Raw genomic sequence first — 16,553 nt, forward strand, 5'->3', positions numbered from 1 at the left:
TTTGGTTATGAAAAAGAACAATAGATTACGGCTTTTTTGCCTTAAAGGGTTGGTTGTACTGGCCTGTGGGTTGAGTTCAGAGGCTTTTGCAGCGGAGTGTCCAAGCGACGATTTTGCAACGTTCGTGAAAGCATTTTCGGCCACTTCCGAAGTGCGCCACGCTTTTACTGCATCCCCAGTGCTGAAGCTGGAGGTTGCTGCTGATGGAAGAAATCCCAAAGTAATACAGAAAGAAATCACGGCACTGGGCGCAGATGAGTTGAATGTGTTTTCTTCGAAGTCTGATCTAATCCTACAGTTGAAGTTACCGAACAGGTTGATTGCACGGGACCAGCAAGGTGCAGTTCTGAAAATATTTACCTTCACGCACGCTGATTGCTGGGTGCTTAATCGCGTTGAAGATTGGTCTCTCGAAACGGTACTGGATGCTCAGAACCAGACCACTTTATTGTCTGCGGATGAGCGTGCATTGCGTAGAGGAGCCATGTTTAACGATTTAGGCATTCAGGCGCAGTCAGATTCTTCAGCTCAGTTGTACGAGGCGGCCTTGGACAGCTACCTTGATGGTGCACAAAAAGGCTCAGCGGAAGCGGCATTTGCCGCAGCCAGCATCAGCCTTTCAGGGCAGGCGCCGCAGTTACCAACGCCCAAGATCTACGACCTTTTGATCGCTGCATCAAACAAGATTGCTGATGCGGGTATCGCGTTAGCTGAGTTCTATTGTGATGAAGGGGAGTACGACAAGTCGCGTTCCTGTATCAATCCGCAAAAGTCAGTTGCTTCCCTTGAACGTGCCGCGCGCCTGGGATCAGCGGGTGCGCTGGTTCAACTGGGCGAGTCTTATGAAACAGGCAAGCTGGTTCCAAAAGATCTGCCTCGAGCTATGGCGTGTTATCAGGATGTTGAAAAAAGCGAGCGTGAGATCGGCGCTCGCGCCGTGGCACGCCTAGTAACGCAAGGCGTTGCTGCCAGCAGCTCAATTCATTGTCTTTAAAGCAGGAAGCTTCCTATGAGCACAGGACTACTCGAGCAACGAGCAAACTACCCACGCAGCCAATATGAGTACGGCTTAGGCGGGCACGGTACGGCAGACGCAGATAACAACGGACGCAAAGAAATCGATTGTTCGAATTTGCTGAATCGAATGCTGCGGGATGCGGGTTATGACATTCCCTATAAAACGACAGCTCAGTTAGCTAACGATACAACTTATTTTGATGTCATACCGCTAGCCGATGTCGATGTTAATGGTGGGGACATCGCATTGTGGGTGACCAGAGGGCACACCGGGGTCGTTGAAGATCTAGACGCGAATCGGGTAAAAGGCAATTTTTTTGGGTCCCAAACGTCGACGGGGCCGAAATCTGCTAAGTTTGGCCTTAATAGTAATTACTGGCCGATGCCGGATAAATTTCTTCGCCCTAAGGCACAGTACAAAACGGGGGGACAGCCAACTCCTGCGCCTGCAGCACCAGCCCCTGCGCCTGCCGGTCCTGCGCCGCTGATGACTTTTCAGTACCCCATCAGGAAGGCCGACGGTAAACAGTTCACTGATGCAGAGGAGATTTACCAGGCCCTGGGAGCGGAGACATCTGGGCACTACCTCTTGGGCTGTAATAAGTTCTGGCACGGCGGAATCCACATCACCGACACCAGCGCCCCTCAGTGCGTGCTGAATGAACCGGTGCGCTGCATGGCCGACGGCGAAGTGGTTGCCTACCGCCTTAACGACGATTATCTGGAGTCGACGTTTGGAGATAACGAGAAAAAACTCAAATACTCTAACTCCTTCTGTCTAGTGCGGCACGAGTACAAGTCCGTACCTAACCCCGACGAAGGGCCGAATAAAGGCAAGCAAAATACGCTGAATTTTTACAGCCTCTATATGCATCTGTTGCCGTATCAGCGTTACCCATTAGCTGAAACTGAAAGACCCACCCCTAAAGTCACCATGACGGTAAACGACTTCAAGGCCTACGACGTATTCCCCGAAGCAAACGGAACCCCATCCCCAGGGAAACTATCGACGGGCACCAAGCTTGAGATTCTCGAGCAGAAAGACGTCGGTAACGTCACCTATGCAAGGGGGAAAATTCTCTCCGGCAGTGTGAAGAACGTTAACCGCAAAGTCCGAGAGGCCGGTGCTGAAGTATGGTTCGCCTACCTGAAGAATGGCGCGCCTTACCAAAACTCGGAGCCCAAGAATATCTGGACAGCCGACAAAATCGTTGAGCGCCTGCGCCCCAATTACTGGCAAGGTAAGGTCAAGGCCACAGTTGTCAACAAACTCGACTTGTATGCCGATCCAGCTTCGCCACAAAACGGTCAGCCCGCAGGGGCCAAGCTGGGCAACCTGCAGCTTATTACCGGCAGCGTTGTTGAGTTCGACAGCAAGGATGTGCTGAATCTAACGGTTAACGGTGTTACACGCCGAATGGCCAAATGCACTAAAATCAGTGGCGATCTCGCGGGTGCAGGAACCGCACCGTCCAGTTTTTGGGCCTGTGTCGAAAATCAGCGTGATTACCGCATTCTCGATTGGACCTCTTTAACACCTACCAGCTTCAACACCGTTGAGACGGCCAGCACCGGCATCAAAGCGGGTGACCCGATCGGTTACCTCGGGCTCACCGAAAATATCACCAGCGAAGAGGGTGGTGTCAACAGCAAGCACCAAGTCCACGTGGAGATTTTTACCGCCGAAGCAGGCGTTAAAGATTTCCTCAAAAACGTCGCGGGCTTGAAATCCGGCAAGCAGTATCTGTACCTTGCGGTAGGGGCTGGACTCAAGAAAAAAGCCCCGGCTACGGATGTGACCCCTCTCAAGAACCAGCATGCGGTCGATTTGAGTAAGGCTCCAGTTATCAAGGAAGGCACTGAAGATTGGTATGAAGTGAGTGTGATTGAGAATGGCCAGCCGGTGAGCGGCCTGATCAAAAAAACAGAAGCGGAAATCGTCACTCAGCATGATTGGGAGAAACTGGGCTTCCAGATTGTTGAGGAGTGCAATACCGCAGCGGATGGCTTCCTCGACCCAGAGGACACGCCACAGTTTTTCAAAGACCTATTTGCGAAGATCGATACCAATCACAACGGTGAGGTCGATGCGGGCGAACTCGCGGAGGCACTGAAAAATGCGGAGACGCGGGATCAGTGGAGCAAGCTGATTGCACACCATCCGACTGAGTGGAAAGACAAGGCCGATGCGCCTAAGTGGAGCAAGTTGGATCAATTGTTGGAGGGTTCGCCTAAGACGTTGAAGCACGAAAAAGAACGAATAGATGAAATGGTATTTTGGGATGACTTGACCGGTGGAGCAGCAATTGGAAACGGCATAGGTGTAATAACGCACTTTCATCCAGTAGCAATCATTAGTAACTTATTGCCAAGTAATAGATGCTTCTGTTTCGAGCAAGGAATCGTCAACTCACCCTGCCAGGTAGGTTTTCGTGACGTAACTAAGGAGCACTTCGAGCTACTAGCTATGCAGCTCGGGGTCGAAAGGGAAGTGCTTCGCGCCATCGCTGTTGCCGAAACGGGTGATAAAGTACCGTTTAAGGAGTTCGTCGCAGGAAAACAGCATGCTGCAATACTTTACGAGCGTCACTATATGTACCGTTTTCTTAAAGTCAAAGGCTACACAAGCCAACAGTTGGATGACTTGTCTACGACTGAACCAAAAATAGTCCATGTCTACCAATCCGGTTATTCATATGGTACCGAACAAGCACAATATGAGAGATTGCTGCGGGCCCGTGAGCTAGATAAAGATTCTGCGAGCAAGGCATGTTCCTGGGGTAAGTTTCAGGTTATGGGGGAATATTATTCCCAATTGTATGAAAGTGTTGACGAACTAGTAGAGGCACAAAACTACTGCGCACTTCAACACCTGCAATACTTTAAGGTTTTTCTCACTAAAGAAAAAAATATGTTGGAACCGATGAAGAACAAAAACTGGCTAACAATTGCGAAGAAATATAATGGTGCCAATCAAGTTGGCTACGATACAAGAATTTCTAATGCTTATACAAAGCTTAAGGCGGAGTGGTAATGAAGATTTCAAATGTTTTTTTTGCCTTTTTTCTATTTTACAGTGTTGCTCATGGTGCGGAGAACTGCAGCACGGTAATTCCATCGGGTGCCCATCTATTTAAACAGTATAACTTAGGGGCGGAATTCGCGTGCCTTTACCAGTATTCAAAATTCCCTACTGACGCTGTGCTTGATTTTTATAAAGGCGAAACAGATCATGGTGTTTTGATAGGTTCAAACCATAGGTTGATAAGTCTCGAAGATATTGAAGATAATTCGAATATCCCTGATATAAATATGCTAGATAGCGGTTCTTATCAGATTGTATGGAGTTATCCTAATGGCGTAGATGAGTTAGTACTTTCCCGGTCGACAGGAAATATTTTATTTAATAGTGCTAGTAAGGAGTTACGGCTTCCCTCAGCCGATGTCGCAAAAGCAGTGGCTTCTATAGTTCTGGTTAATTACGTGATTCATCCAAACTCGTTAGAATTTTCAGAAATCAATAGCGCCGATATCTTTGGTGGAGCAGCTTTAAAACTTAAAGGCATCGGCGCGGTTGCTAAAATTAATGTGGAGAAGGCTTTTTTGTATTCTGATCCATCAGAGTCTGCCAGGATTAAAAGTTATCTGGTGAAAGGGGATGAGGTTAGTCTCTTAGAGTATAAGTCAGGGTTCTTAAAAATTTCTTATAATATGAAAAGCGGAAAAGCGTTGATTAGGTGGATTGAACTGTCTTCCATAATTTGAAGTTTTTGGAAATCATGGGGATGATTCGTGTCTGGTTGTTGATTTTCACCAAGGTAATTAATCGGAATTTTCAAAACTACAACCCGGGACGGTGAGGACCAATAGATTTAGAAAGTTAAAATCTCTAAAAGCCTTATATATTGCTATAGAAGGCAGAGTGCGCTTGAATTTAACGTCATGTATACCGTAAATCCTGGCTTTAAATATCGAGCTCGTGGATTAGTTAATTTGACTTGAAAAAGGCACCAAAAAGCCAAAAAAATTTTGGAGTCGACTTTGTAAATTATCCAGATGAAACCGCCGGGTTTGAAAATTCCACACCCATTATGATTTGGGGGATGGAGGAGGGAATATTTACAGGTGGAAAGCTGAGTACTTATGTTAATAATACGACCAGAGATTATGAAGGTGCTCGCAATGTTATTAATGGCGTAGATCAAAAGGCTCTAATTGCAAGCTATGCAAAAAAATTTGAATCTATATTAAAAGCCACATCTAACACGCCGGAGACTAAATAATTATGAATCTGAAAAAAGTACGTATAGCCATAACAGTGCTCACGTTTTCATTCGCCGGTCACTCGCTGGCAGAAAAATCAGCGGTTACTGAAAAAGATATCTACTCGGTCGATGAAAAAACAAACAGTTTAAATGTTACCTGGCCAGGTGGTAGCAAATCATTCGCGCATATTGTTGGAGCTCAGGGTGAAAATACAAGGGCGCTTATTGATTTTAATGGCGGTAAAGCTCTGTTTTATGAAAACTTGGCATCGCGTTCGGCTTTTCGAACGTACTTCACATTGGTTAGGCAAGGCAAAGAAATCCTTATAGACTGTATTTATGCCGACGTTAGAAATGACCAAAATGGTGTACTAATCAACAAAGCGGTGTGTGGTTTAAAGAAGCCATTGGTGGAAGATTATGAAGATTTAGCATATACGTTTACCGATGAGTGGAAAAAAACCGCCGATGTTGTAGTTATAGATCCGCTATTGAGCAATCCGGTATCTATACTAAATGTGGATGAGGCAGATTTTGGTGCCACTAAACTTCGGAGAGTTTATGGTTCCCAGGAAGATTTGAGCTCTTCAGTGCCTGAAACATTAATCGACCAGAAGACAAAAAAACACTTGTTTGGCCTAAATCCGGTTTTTTCTGTGTATCAAGCCAATGCTTTGAATGATGCCGTATATTTAGATGTGTCGTCAGATAATATTGCTAATAAATTTAGTCGTTATGATAAAGCGTCTTTAAGCGATTTGCTTCGATAAAACTTCTTCGTCCTACATAAGTGTCTTTTGCGGGTAATACGTTAACTTGGAGGCTCGCCAATGCGGGCCTGACCAATTTAACAGCTAAACAAGCTACACGTTCAACCGCTAGTATCAGGTGTCAGATTTAAGAATAAAAATATTTAAGCTTGGGTGTCCTATTTTTTGTAAGATGGTTTGGAGTACATGCCATGAATCTATTATCAGTTTTTAAATTTTTTATTGCGTTTTCTTTTAATGCGATCATTAGCATTGCAAGCGCATCAGATTTTTTAGTGATGAAGCGAGATGTAACCGGCGATGGAAATCCAGATACAATAAAACTTGTAGATAAAGGTGGTCAATTTTACACGTTAAGTGTCATTTCAAATAGCAGAGAAATTTTGCGTAATGAAGAACTGGTTCCTAATAGCATTAAAAACAAAGGTGGTTTGGAGATTTTTCAAGGATTATCAGTCGCAGATAATAACATCTCGTTGCGATATCGGTTCTGCAGCCCGTCAAGTAGCGTTTGCTATGATAGAAGTATCATCGCGTTTTTCAAGGATGAACAGTTTTTACTGTTAAGTGAAGAGGTTGTAGCGTCTGCGGATGAGATTTCATTATCTAATACATTTTATCAAAAAGAAAAAGTGCCATTTAGCTCCGTAACGTATCAGTCGCTGGTTGAAAATAACGACCATGCAGAAGCCGCTTATAGCAGCGTGTTCGGCGCTTGCGTGGCTGGCTTGGGAGGCGACGCTCTAACAAAAATCTCAGAGGAGCTTGAGAAGAACTCACCAGGCGATTGGGTTATGAGAAAAGGGTGCGTTACACCTGCTCTCGTTTTTAATTTAGAAACTCAAAAGTATTTGTCACATAAAGCCGCTATGAGGTACTTGTCGGTAGCTGAACAACACAGGCCTGAGTAGGGTTCATGTCTGGATGTAAAGCCTGGTTTATTAAATGTGAAAAGGCTTGATTTGGCGTAATGTACCTGAAGATCTATTTAATAGACATGCTGCTTATTTGAGGTGATTCATGAAGGTTTCTCGCATTATCCCCATCTTTTTAATATTTTCAATCGGTGGCGCAGTCGCAGGTATTCCAGAGTTGGGTGCTGTCTCACAGGTAGCAACGGGTCGTATAGGGGATAATGTTGTTAGATATGTAAAAACGTTCAATGATAGCTGTCTTGTAGTGCAGGTGCTTAGTGCCGAGAACAACTGGGCTGTATTATCGACGTCAAACGTTTGCTCATTTGAAGATAAAAATTTTGATTTTGATTTTTCGAATGTTAGTTTTGACGATATTTCCGTAAAAGACGATGGTATTCATTTTGTTTTAAGCTTAACTCCCCTTCGGCCAACTGGTGAACAGCGTAGAAACTGCGTGATACCGATTGCCTCCGCGTCCATCAAAAAACTCAGCTGCTCCGAAGCTGATAGATAGCCATTTTACTTTGGCAGGATTTGATGAATGAGGCCTGGCAGTGTTTATTCCCTGATCAAAAATCACGCAAATTTCTTTAGTTTTGAAAAATAGAGGGCCGAGGAAGTATATTCGCGAATACCACAGCAAGCTACAAACATATGGTTGGCGGTCTTTAAAGGAAACATAATCGGTGAATATTAAGTGTTAGCTCAAGGGGCTAGTGTCTCATCAATCTGTGTGCTAAGAAAAACGGCAAAAAGCTTTCGTTTTATACGACTGTAAATGTAGTATCTTCGTCAGGGCGAGAATGTGAGTGGTAGGCCTGCTGTGCGGTTGTTTCGCTGGTAGTGGGTATCATATGAATATCCTAGGTGGCATTGCGTAGTAGCTGTGAAAAGCCAGATCGATACAATGGCCAGTTGTTTTACTCCTTTCTGAAGAGCGGAATGGCGTTCATTTTTTAAAATTAAAGAGGTCGTTAGATGAGGACTTTTTCAGCGTGTTTTATAATTGGGCTTATAATTTCGGCTCCAGTCCGCGCCCACTTTGAACAAGTAACTATTCCGCCGCAGACGGAACGAAATGTAACGGGTGACTGTATAGGTGGTGATGACTCAGTTCAAGTTCGTGGTGGTGTAGTCAGTATAATAAATAGTATGAATGAAACGTATCTACTAAATTTTGATAAGCAATCTGGCGAGCTTTTGGGGTATTTCGGAGCTGCCGGTAATCCGAAAGTTTGCGTACTTGCGCTGAAATATGGGGAAAGCGACGTGAATGAGAGTTATTCTTTGTTTGTCCATGACGTGGGGTTGGGCAAATTTAAAACCTCAAGGGTGAAAACCGTTACTAATCCCGACTTTATTAATGGCGGAATTTTCAGTGATTATACTGATGGTCCGTTTAGGCGCAGGGAAAAGTTGTGCTATTCCGATAAGATCAAAGATTATTATAAGTGCGAAAATTCAGAAGAATTTTCGGAGCAACTGGAAAGGCGACAGATGTGTACTGAATCATCATGCTCTGAGCCGCAGATTCTAAAGCAAAGTACAAGTAACGTTGTGGAAGCGACTGTTTCCGAAGACAAAGTTTACTTTTTAGAAAAAAACATAGATGGCGGTTTTGACCAAAAAAAAGCTTATCTCTTGAAGGGAGATAAAATAGTTCTTAATGACTATTATGAAAGCGGGGAAGGTCTGTATTATCAGGTGACTTATATTGGAAAGGTTATCACCAAAGGGTGGGTTCGAGATAGTTCGATTGTAGTTGGAAATAATTAAGTTTATTTAAAGTTTTTTTCGCGGTTCGCTTGGCCACGCGCACTGGTCGCGTCCCCCATCAAGCTGACGACTTTGAAAAATGACGAACTTACTCGATGCCACCTATAAACCTGAAGAGGTTGGGCGCGGCCTTGGCCTGGCCCAAGCTGTTTGCTGACGCACTCACGTCAGGAGCTCTTTAGTCATCGCGCCGTCGAGCGCCACTGCGCCGACTACCACCAAGCGGAAGGCTGGGGCAACCAGACCATGCCCACCACTGGGCGCTTCCTGGAACTTTCCGACCTGGGTGGAACGCTTTATGGTTGTTACTCCAACATCGCGAAGGCTTGGCCAACGACAAAACCAACTGCTGGCTATGCATCTCAAGCTGCTGATCAGGTGACCGCTATGGTGGCATCACCATCCCGCGTATCGGTAAGGAGGTGCTATTGATTTTCCTTGAAAGCGACCGGCGAATCGTTGATCGGCAGTATCTTTATTACAAAGAAAACCACGTACTTTAGGCGTGAATAGGGCGAAAACATCGAATACGGCAATGAAATCCTCGTCGGTAATAAACGCGACGACACCGTTGAAAGGAATCTACAACGAGCTGAAAGCTGAATAACCCGGCACCACGCACGCCCACCAAAAAGTTGAGGTGCGCATGGACGAATACTTATCCATTGCGCAAAATCGGCATGTGAAATTGGGCACGGCGCAACGCGTGATCGCAGGGACCGACATTCACCTGAACGCTTGGGAGAGGATCGTCATCGAAGCCAGGATGAAAACGATGATGAAAGACGGCGCCGAAGATTTTTCTTGTTGTCTGAGGAATGATTGGTATGAAAATGGACATTAGGTTTTGGCTTTTCAGTGTCAGAGTGTTGGTGCTGCTGGCATGCGGATCGGGTTCAGTAGCTGTTGCAGCGAGCTGCCCAAGTCATGACTTCGCGGCGTTTGTGAAAGAATTTTCAGCCACACCCGAAGTGCGCCAGGCTTTTAGCGCATCTCCATTGCTGAAGCTGGAGGTCGCCGCTGATGGAAGCAAACCCAGAGTGATACAGAAAAAATCACGGCTCTGGACGCGGACGATTTGAATGAATTTTCCTTGAAGTCTGGTTTGATCGTTCAGGTTAAGTTACCGAACAGGCTCATTGCACGAGACCAGCAAGGTTCAGTTTTGAAAATACTCACCTTCAAGCACTGTGATTGCTGGGTGGTTAATCGCCTTGAGGATTGGTCTCTCGAAACGGTGCTGGATGCTCAGGCGCAGGCCTCCGCACTGCCGGCAGATGAGCGTGCATTGCGCAGAGGAGCGATGTTTAACGATTTAGGCATTTATGTGCAGTCAGACTCTTCAGCTCAGTTGTACGAGGCCGCCTTGGACAGTTACCTTGATGGCGCACAAAAAGGATCGGCTGAAGCGGCATTTGCTGCGGCCAGCATAAGCCTTTCGGGGCAGGCGCCGCAGTTAGCCACGCCCAGGATCTACGACCTTCTGATCACTGCCTCAAACAGGATTGCTGACGCGGGTGTCGCATTAGCTGAGTTCTATTGTGATGAGGGGGAGTACGACAAGTCGCGCGCTTGTATCAATCCGCAAAAGTCACTCGCTTCCCTTGAAGGTGCTGCGAGACAGGGCTCAGCAAGCGCGCTGATTCAGTTGGGTGAGTCTTATGAGACAGGTAAGCTGGTTTCGAGAGATCTGCCTCGAGCGATGGCGTGTTATCTGGATGTTGAGAAGAGCCAACGTGAGATCGGCGCACGCGCCGTGGCACGCTTGGCGATGCAAGGCGTTGCTGCTAACAGCGCAATTCAGTGTCTTTAAAGCAGGAAGCTTCCGATGAGCACAGGACTACTCGAGCAACGAGCAAAATACCCGCGCAGCCAGAGTGAGTACGGCTTAGGCGGACGCGGTACGCCAGATACCCGTGGTGATAACGTTAAGACGGAACTTTAAATTGAAAAGTTCTAAGATTTTCGGCTTTAAATATGCTGTTGTATTGTCATGCTTTAGCAGCATGGTTTTCGCTGACGGCCTCGACCTCGTTAGAGCGAATGGTGCTACGTTAAAGTTTAGTGGGTGGCGTGCTGAAAGTTCAGTTTGGCAGCAAGTCAGCTACGAAAATTCCAATACTCGCTTTTCTATTTACGATCCTTTTCTGAGTAACGATATAGGCGTTGGCGCAGGCATAAGTTCGGACGCACTTGCACCTGATAGAAGCTTAGTCGTTTTGCAACGATCGGTTTTCGGGGTGCTAAATGATGGCGAGCAAATTAGCACAACGGAAAAAAATTATTGCGATATGATTTCTCTCCAGTCCGGATGTGTATTGCTTACTCGACCTGCGCAGTTTTGTTCAGGAAGTTGGAAGGTTGGAGAGTGGGTCACTGATGCCGGAGAAATAGTTAAACCCGAACTCGAAATAATATCGCCGCAAAATTTAGTCAAAGCAGTTATTAATATTGCTGCTAAAACATCTCGGAAAGAAGCGATTAAGTCAGAGATGTTTATGGGCGCTCAATCCTATATGGCCTGCTTCCCGCAAAAGCAAAATATTTCGGCGTTAAACGACATATGATTTTACTTGGCAAACGAGGGAGAGCATGTTATTGCGATGCAAATTTACAAGAGACTGTTAGATATTGCCCCGAGTAGGATCCCGCTAAAACTGAATACCGCCGACTCGCTGTGGGCGCTGGGTAAACGAAATGAAGCCAAGTTATATTATGCTGAGTATCGCGATGCAATGATGCAAAACGGTAACAGGGCGAAAATACCCAAGCGCGTTGAGTCGAGAGCTGAATGAACTGCAAGAAAAAGCCTGGAAATAGCTGATGAGGCTTCTTAAAAGGATCGCAACATGTAGATGGATTTACATCATTTAATTGTTATTAAAAATGTAGGGTGGGGGGAGTGTTTGTCTACCTTTTGAGTATAACGATTTTTATAAAAGGGTCTTTATAATGCGGCATTATATCGTTTTAATCGCTTTGGTTTTATTTTTTGTTGGCGAGTCAGTAAAAGCTGATGAGCGATATTTGCAAGGTCGACTCATTCAAGGCCCCTATAAGACAGCGGTAGTTGATGGGGGGGAATTATCTGTTCTAGAAACCGGCGATGAAGAATTCCCCGTCTCGTTAGTCTTGGATGTGATAGGTGCAGATGGCGTCAAGACGAGGCAGTTGGTAGATAAATACGATGTGGCCGGGTCTAGCCCTAAGGTCGAGTCAATATTTTTCTATCCCGTGAAGGGTAAAATCAATGTTTTAACGTTGGTATCTTGGGAGTTAACAAGCAGAGGCGATGGGACGTACGGCACACTTTATCAAGTCTTCGGCTATTATAAAAAAGCTAACAACACACTGTCTGCGAATAAGTTAATTGAGTTTGATGGGCGGCTTGGTGGTATTGAAGGTTTTCAAAGTGGGGTGCCGCAGAGTTTTAAGTATAAAAATGCAGCAGCGATAAAGGCCTATTTAAAAGCTCAGTAATTATGTGTGAGCTAAAGCATTTCGGGCGTTAGGTATCGCGCCAATCTCGATCACCATCGACCACTGAATTTGGAATGTGTTCGGAGATAGTATGAACGTAACCTCACAGCAAAAAATTGTGCTTAGCGGATGCATCGGGGCTGGTAAGGTTAACCTCATAGAATTCAGTTCGGGTAAAGCTTCCGAGCGTGCAGAGTTTTCTGGCTCATCTGACGGTGAGGGATACCGCGGAGAGTGGGTGTCCAAGTCAGGCGATAACAAAAGATTCGCGTTTTTCATGTATCCTTCGACCGTTTTTTAAGCGTATGGGTGGTACTCCAGACAATTTCGTCAAGGTGTAAATGTTATGCGAGTGTTAATGGTAGTTGGCAGGGTATGCGCAATTTCTTGTGTTATTTACTCATTAATCGGTTCCGTGTCCGCAGACTCTCGGTGTGGGCTGCTGCTTTAATCAATCCGGATATTATTAATTGCTTCAGCGTCGCCTATAAGAAGATCGATAAATTACTGAATGAGCAATACAAGGCTTTGATGCTTGAGCTTGATAGTCCTCTCGGCGAGGTTGCGGAGCGCTGTAAGGCAAGAATGCAATTTCAAATGCCGATCTATTAAAGACCTACAGGGATGCACAGCATGATTAATGATAATGGTTCGTCTGCTCGACCAATGATAAAATCTATGAATACTCATTTTGGATGTGTGCTGGGTGAATAGTTATTTGAAGTTTACAGGGGCGCTATTTCTTTTCACCTGTCTCTGCGCGCCGCCTGCCTACGCGTGCGAACCCGATAAAAGCGATGCATCGTATCCTCCGCTTTCAGTAGGTGGTGGTTTTTTAGTCTTCGGTCCAGTTGCAGTGCTTGAAGACGAAGGCAAATCAACTCCGGAGATGGGTATTGGCGTTAGTTTTATTGATTGCTCTACAGGCGCGATAAAATTTATCGCCAGATTGCCGTACGTTGCGGATCCAGGAGTGGTAGAAGATGCTTTTGTAGCGGATGTCGCGCCTGGTAACCCTACGATTTTCATTATTCACAGTGCGCCAATTCGCGCATTTACTGGCGTCAGCTATGGCAGCGAATATTTCAGTGTTATGGTCTTTCATCAAAAAGGTAAAGATTTTCTGCTCGATCAAAAACTCACTGATTATTTCGGGAGCGGTGCTGATGTAGTCATTCATGCGGCTGACAACGATACGTCTATTTACACCTACCCGTACAAAGCGCGTGGTGCAATTATCGATAAGTTAAAGTCTAAAAGCTACAAGCGCTGGCTGAGCGGCTTGCCGACAGAATTGACGGTCGCTCGTAAGGCAGTGATATATTCTTCAATGACCGTTGTAGACCCGACCAAAATGTATTTGGTAAAAGGGGATAAGGTAATGCAAGAGTCTATTTCGGCTGGGTGGGTTTCCATTTTATATAAAACGGTGAAGGGCAAAGAAATACGTGGCTGGTTATTATGTGACGATGTGGGTGGGTGCTGAACAAGCGCAAAGCACGTGCAGACAGTGACCTTTTTGAAAAATTTTTCACTGTGACAGGGGGAGCCTTAATTAATGAATAAACTTGTAATGGCCGCATCATTGGTCTGGTCTGTTGCCGCGCTCGCGGAAAATAGAATTTATGACCTCCATCCTGCTTTCAATGACGCACTAAAGGCAGAATTTACACAGGTAATGGGTAGCGATGGCGAAACTGTTTCAGCTGTTTTGGTCGATAAAAACGGTAATCGATTTAACCTTCCCGACACCTGCGAGCCTGAAGGTGGGGATGCGGTGCTAAAAGATGCATTCATCGTCAACGCAAAAAAAGCGTACTTCTTGTTTACATGCGCATGGCCCGTTCGGCATCCGGGACTCGGTTTGAATGGCACTCAGTATGAGACGTTTGTATATGAGGGCGACACGCTAAGTCTGCTTAAGAAAAATGTTGCATTCTCTCAAGCGCTTTCTGGTTACGAGGGAAGTCTGGAGGAGGGTGGAATTAGTTATGCGTGGTATTTACCTCGTCAAATCGCCAGCCAAAAAGTTACGGAACTTGAGTTGGGTAACCCTACGGATTCGTTAGGGCTGGCTCACCAGGTGGTATTGGCACGTTTGAAAGACAAGGACTATGCAGGGGTCAAGGCGTATTTGGCCCCTGATAGGCTCGATCAATTAAACAAAGACTTTCCTGTCAATACGTCAAATTGCATCATCTATAACGATTTCGGTTATGCACTTGCCCAAGCAGGCGATAACACGTTAGCTTATAAGCTCCTTAAAGCTGTTGAGTCAGTTTCTCCAGATCGAATAGTCCTGAAACTAAATATAGCGGACGTGTTGTGGTCATCCAATAAAAGTGCATCAAGGATTTACTATAAGAAATATGGTGAGTCTATGCGCCAGGCTGGAAAAGAAAAGCTGATCCCCAGCAGGGTAGTTGACCGAATCAATTCAATTTGAACGCAGCTACTCAAAGCGTCGGTGTTTTCCTCGGTTGCCGCGCGCAACCGTCAATCGCCCACTTCAGACCTTCTAATGCGTTGCGCCTTGGCTTCACCCGCATACACACCAAGTTTCTCCTGCTGAGCAGCCAGCAACGCACAGACTTTCATCAGCGTCGCTGCTTCATCAGGTGTTTTGCCAAGGGCCGCCATGGCCGTCAGCTCAACCACCGACCATCCAATAACAGCCGCGGCATCTTCCAGGTCATAAAACAGTTCTTGCTGAGCGGTTCTGGGACCGTCGAGATCGTTTATCAAAAAGTCATCCTGATCCAAATGGCGTCGCAGAACCCCATTCTGCCTTTGATGCGCACGCTGTGCCAATGCCCCGGCAGCGTCGAATCACGTGTGCCTAAACCGGTGAGATGGTCGCGAGCAAGCCAATGCCGATGGTCAGCACTAAAAAGCCGAACAGAAAAAGTGCCATCTTGGTCATAACGCCTCCGAAGGGAAGGGTACGGCAGAAATGTTCCTGCCGCGCTCGACAAGGGTGTCGGGAATGGGGGTATTGTCCGCCCGTGGTAGTTTTCAATACAGATGCAGATGGCAAATAAAAAACCGTATCAGATGCGCGGTGTATTTTTAGCCTTGATGTACGCTTCATGCGACCCTGCGAATGCAATGAGCCGCTTTTGCCAGGGTAAAGCGCGCCGGGCATCGCCGGTTGTTGATCGGCTGTGCGCATCATGTGTTGGCGTCCGCACAGATCCTGGATAACTGGATGCCACGTTTTCGCCGTTTCGGCAGCCCGATCCTCTAAGATGGCGCCCACGGCATCAACAATAAGCGTGGGCTGACCCTCAATGGAAAGACGCCAGTTCAGCGGTGGCATGCAAGGCAAGAACCTGCGCTATCTGAATGAACATCCTCAGCAGCCGTCGCCGGTCACCCGCGTCGGTTTTTTGCTGCTTGAGCACTTCTCCCTGCCAGCCTTCACCCAGGCTCTCGATACGCTGATCACTGCCAACCTGTTGCGACCTGAACTGTTTGCCACGCGCACGTTCGGCTGCGGCGAGGGCGAAGTGATCAGCGACTTGGGCCTGGTGATCCGCCCCGATGCACGCCTGCAGCTGTCGGCATTGCCGGCCCTGGAGTTGCTGGTGATCTGCGGTGGCTTGCGTACCGAGCTCAAAGCCGATGACGCGTTTATTCAGCTATTGCGCAGCGCTGCCGAACAGGGTGTAAGCCTCGCAGGGCTGTGGAATGGTGCGTGGTTTCTTGGCCACGCCGGCCTGTTGCAGGGTTACCGCTGCGCCATCCACCCGGAACATCGACCGGCGCTGGCTGAGGTGTCCAAAGCCGCTCTGGTGACCAGCGAACCTTACGTGATCGACCGTGACCGCCTGACGGCCGCAAGCCCGTCGGGTGCGTTTCATATGGCGTTGGATTGGATCAAAGGCCTGCATGGCAAAGCCTTGGTCGAAGGCGTTGAAGATATTCTGGCCTTCGAGGAGTCGCGCTACCGGCGCATTAAACCCACGGAAAACCTGTGCGTCAGCGCGCCGCTGCGCGAGGTGGTGAAACTGATGGACGCCAACCTCGAAGAACCCTTGGCGCTGGACCAACTGGCGGTGTACGCGGGCCGCTCGCGTCGCCAGCTCGAACGGCTGTTCAAGGAGCAACTGGGCACTACACCGCAGCGCTATTACCTGGAATTACGCGTCACCGAGGCACGGCGCTTGTTGCAGCATACGGAGCTGTCGCAGGTGGAGGTGCTGGTGGCGTGCGGGTTCGTTTCGCCGAGTCATTTCAGTCGATGTTACAGCGCATATTTCGGCTATCGCCCCTCGAAGGAGAAGCGATGGGTGAAGTAGCATGGGCGCCGTTGACTCATTTTTTTG

Annotated in this window: 17 protein-coding genes and 1 pseudogene; 17 read left to right on the forward strand and 1 reads right to left on the reverse strand. The window is 47.0% G+C overall.

Features of this window, described 5'->3' with window-relative positions:
• Positions 1-7 precede the first annotated feature (7 nt).
• The 15 genes from ACOZK9_RS09300 to ACOZK9_RS09370 all read left to right on the forward strand — a co-directional run bounded on the left by ACOZK9_RS09300 (position 8) and on the right by ACOZK9_RS09370 (position 14,671).
• Positions 8-994: an SEL1-like repeat protein gene (locus tag ACOZK9_RS09300; protein WP_152749256.1), complete on the forward strand. Its 987-nt coding sequence runs from the start codon at positions 8-10 to the stop codon at positions 992-994.
• Between the two features lie 15 nt (positions 995-1,009).
• Entirely contained in the window at positions 1,010-4,051 is a 3,042-nt protein-coding gene (locus ACOZK9_RS09305) for an N-acetylmuramidase domain-containing protein (RefSeq protein ID WP_421555676.1), read from the forward strand.
• Positions 4,051-4,782: a hypothetical protein gene (locus ACOZK9_RS09310; protein ID WP_421555677.1), complete on the forward strand. Its 732-nt coding sequence runs from the start codon at positions 4,051-4,053 to the stop codon at positions 4,780-4,782. The genes ACOZK9_RS09305 and ACOZK9_RS09310 overlap by 1 nt, the downstream gene beginning before the upstream one ends.
• A 233-nt stretch (positions 4,783-5,015) precedes the next feature.
• Positions 5,016-5,300 (forward strand): hypothetical protein, encoded by a 285-nt coding sequence (locus tag ACOZK9_RS09315; protein WP_152749253.1) that lies wholly within the window; start codon positions 5,016-5,018, stop codon positions 5,298-5,300.
• A gap of 2 nt (positions 5,301-5,302) precedes the next feature.
• Positions 5,303-6,052 carry a hypothetical protein gene (locus ACOZK9_RS09320; protein ID WP_152749252.1) on the forward strand — a complete coding sequence of 250 codons (750 nt, stop codon included), beginning with the start codon at positions 5,303-5,305 and terminating at the stop codon, positions 6,050-6,052.
• A 191-nt stretch (positions 6,053-6,243) separates the two neighbouring features.
• Positions 6,244-6,963 (forward strand): hypothetical protein, encoded by a 720-nt coding sequence (locus ACOZK9_RS09325; RefSeq protein WP_152749251.1) that lies wholly within the window; start codon positions 6,244-6,246, stop codon positions 6,961-6,963.
• A 109-nt stretch (positions 6,964-7,072) separates the two neighbouring features.
• Entirely contained in the window at positions 7,073-7,483 is a 411-nt protein-coding gene (locus ACOZK9_RS09330) for a hypothetical protein (RefSeq protein WP_421555678.1), read from the forward strand.
• 464 nt (positions 7,484-7,947) lie between these two features.
• The gene (locus ACOZK9_RS09335; RefSeq protein ID WP_421555679.1) at positions 7,948-8,745 is read left to right on the forward strand and encodes a hypothetical protein; all 798 of its coding nucleotides are present in this window, start codon (positions 7,948-7,950) and stop codon (positions 8,743-8,745) included.
• A gap of 646 nt (positions 8,746-9,391) precedes the next feature.
• The gene (locus ACOZK9_RS09340; RefSeq protein WP_421555680.1) at positions 9,392-9,589 is read left to right on the forward strand and encodes a hypothetical protein; all 198 of its coding nucleotides are present in this window, start codon (positions 9,392-9,394) and stop codon (positions 9,587-9,589) included.
• Positions 9,573-9,827, forward strand: a complete 255-nt coding sequence (locus ACOZK9_RS09345) for a hypothetical protein (protein ID WP_421555681.1) — start codon at positions 9,573-9,575, stop codon at positions 9,825-9,827. The genes ACOZK9_RS09340 and ACOZK9_RS09345 overlap by 17 nt, the downstream gene beginning before the upstream one ends.
• Complete coding sequence (locus ACOZK9_RS09350; RefSeq protein ID WP_421555682.1) at positions 9,824-10,558, forward strand: SEL1-like repeat protein; 735 nt, start codon at positions 9,824-9,826, stop codon at positions 10,556-10,558. Before ACOZK9_RS09345 ends, ACOZK9_RS09350 begins: the two co-directional genes overlap by 4 nt.
• Positions 10,559-10,691: 133 nt before the next feature.
• Positions 10,692-11,312, forward strand: coding sequence for a hypothetical protein (locus ACOZK9_RS09355; RefSeq protein WP_421555683.1), 621 nt, complete (start codon positions 10,692-10,694; stop codon positions 11,310-11,312).
• A 385-nt stretch (positions 11,313-11,697) separates the two neighbouring features.
• The gene (locus tag ACOZK9_RS09360; RefSeq protein WP_152749245.1) at positions 11,698-12,225 is read left to right on the forward strand and encodes a hypothetical protein; all 528 of its coding nucleotides are present in this window, start codon (positions 11,698-11,700) and stop codon (positions 12,223-12,225) included.
• A 706-nt stretch (positions 12,226-12,931) separates the two neighbouring features.
• Complete coding sequence (locus tag ACOZK9_RS09365) at positions 12,932-13,711, forward strand: YciI family protein (RefSeq protein ID WP_421555684.1); 780 nt, start codon at positions 12,932-12,934, stop codon at positions 13,709-13,711.
• Between the two features lie 72 nt (positions 13,712-13,783).
• Entirely contained in the window at positions 13,784-14,671 is an 888-nt protein-coding gene (locus tag ACOZK9_RS09370; RefSeq protein WP_421555685.1) for a tetratricopeptide repeat protein, read from the forward strand.
• A 50-nt stretch (positions 14,672-14,721) separates the two neighbouring features.
• Here ACOZK9_RS09370 and ACOZK9_RS09375 read toward each other — a convergent pair whose 3' ends face one another.
• A complete protein-coding gene (locus tag ACOZK9_RS09375; protein WP_058414460.1) occupies positions 14,722-14,970 on the reverse strand; it encodes a hypothetical protein in 249 nt (82 codons plus the stop codon).
• Between the two features lie 400 nt (positions 14,971-15,370).
• On the opposite strand from ACOZK9_RS09375, the pseudogene ACOZK9_RS09380 reads away from it, so the two are divergent.
• Both ACOZK9_RS09380 and ACOZK9_RS09385 read left to right on the forward strand, forming a co-directional pair.
• Positions 15,371-15,472: pseudogene (locus ACOZK9_RS09380) on the forward strand (signal peptidase I); the annotation flags it as partial.
• 70 nt (positions 15,473-15,542) lie between these two features.
• Entirely contained in the window at positions 15,543-16,526 is a 984-nt protein-coding gene (locus ACOZK9_RS09385) for a GlxA family transcriptional regulator (RefSeq protein ID WP_421555772.1), read from the forward strand.
• The last annotated feature ends 27 nt before the right edge of the window (positions 16,527-16,553 follow it).

Source organism: Pseudomonas kitaguniensis, assembly GCF_049199985.1.
GTDB lineage: Bacteria > Pseudomonadota > Gammaproteobacteria > Pseudomonadales > Pseudomonadaceae > Aquipseudomonas > Aquipseudomonas kitaguniensis.